Origin of the sequence: Enterobacter sp. WCHEn045836 (genome assembly GCF_003965585.1) — a bacterium.
Classification (GTDB): Bacteria; Pseudomonadota; Gammaproteobacteria; order Enterobacterales; family Enterobacteriaceae; genus Enterobacter; species Enterobacter dissolvens.
On record NZ_RXPT01000042.1, the window covers coordinates 1 to 1,531 of the forward strand.

General features: G+C 53.4%; 1 rRNA gene. It reads right to left on the minus strand.

What is annotated here, in order from left to right:
* Nucleotides 1-1,506: ribosomal RNA gene (locus EKN38_RS25615) — 23S ribosomal RNA — on the minus strand; the annotation flags it as partial.
* Between the last annotated feature and the right edge of the window lie 25 nt (nucleotides 1,507-1,531).

The following is a 1,531-nucleotide window of genomic DNA, read 5'->3' on the forward strand; positions in this document are numbered from 1 at the left end:
AAAAGGTACCGGATTTACCTGGAACCTCCGCCTACATGCTTAAACCGGGACAACCGTCGCCCGGCTAACATAGCCTTCTCCGTCCCCCCTTCGCAGTAACACCAAGTACAGGAATATTAACCTGTTTCCCATCGACTACGCCTTTCGGCCTCGCCTTAGGGGTCGACTCACCCTGCCCCGATTAACGTTGGACAGGAACCCTTGGTCTTCCGGCGAGCGGGCTTTTCACCCGCTTTATCGTTACTTATGTCAGCATTCGCACTTCTGATACCTCCAGCAACCCTCACAGGTCACCTTCAACGGCTTACAGAACGCTCCCCTACCCAACAACGCATAAGCGTCGCTGCCGCAGCTTCGGTGCATGGTTTAGCCCCGTTACATCTTCCGCGCAGGCCGACTCGACCAGTGAGCTATTACGCTTTCTTTAAATGATGGCTGCTTCTAAGCCAACATCCTGGCTGTCTGGGCCTTCCCACATCGTTTCCCACTTAACCATGACTTTGGGACCTTAGCTGGCGGTCTGGGTTGTTTCCCTCTTCACGACGGACGTTAGCACCCGCCGTGTGTCTCCCGTGATAACATTCTTCGGTATTCGTAGTTTGCATCGGGTTGGTAAGCCGGGATGGCCCCCTAGCCGAAACAGTGCTCTACCCCCGAAGATGAGTTCACGAGGCGCTACCTAAATAGCTTTCGGGGAGAACCAGCTATCTCCCGGTTTGATTGGCCTTTCACCCCCAGCCACAAGTCATCCGCTAATTTTTCAACATTAGTCGGTTCGGTCCTCCAGTTAGTGTTACCCAACCTTCAACCTGCCCATGGCTAGATCACCGGGTTTCGGGTCTATACCCTGCAACTTAACGCCCAGTTAAGACTCGGTTTCCCTTCGGCTCCCCTATACGGTTAACCTTGCTACAGAATATAAGTCGCTGACCCATTATACAAAAGGTACGCAGTCACACCCGAAGGTGCTCCCACTGCTTGTACGTACACGGTTTCAGGTTCTTTTTCACTCCCCTCGCCGGGGTTCTTTTCGCCTTTCCCTCACGGTACTGGTTCACTATCGGTCAGTCAGGAGTATTTAGCCTTGGAGGATGGTCCCCCCATATTCAGACAGGATACCACGTGTCCCGCCCTACTCTTCGAGTTCACAGCCTGTGCATTTTCGTGTACGGGACTGTCACCCTGTACCGTGCGACTTTCCAGACGCTTCCACTAACACACAAGCTGATTCAGACTCTGGGCTGCTCCCCGTTCGCTCGCCGCTACTGGGGGAATCTCGGTTGATTTCTTTTCCTCGGGGTACTTAGATGTTTCAGTTCCCCCGGTTCGCCTCGTTAACCTATGTATTCAGTTAACGATAGTGCAACGAATTGCACTGGGTTTCCCCATTCGGACATCGCCGGGTCAAGGGTTCATATCACCTCGCCGGCGCTTTTCGCAGATTAGCACGTCCTTCATCGCCTCTGACTGCCAGGGCATCCACCGTGTACGCTTAGTCGCTTAACCTCACAACCCGAAGATGTTTCACTTC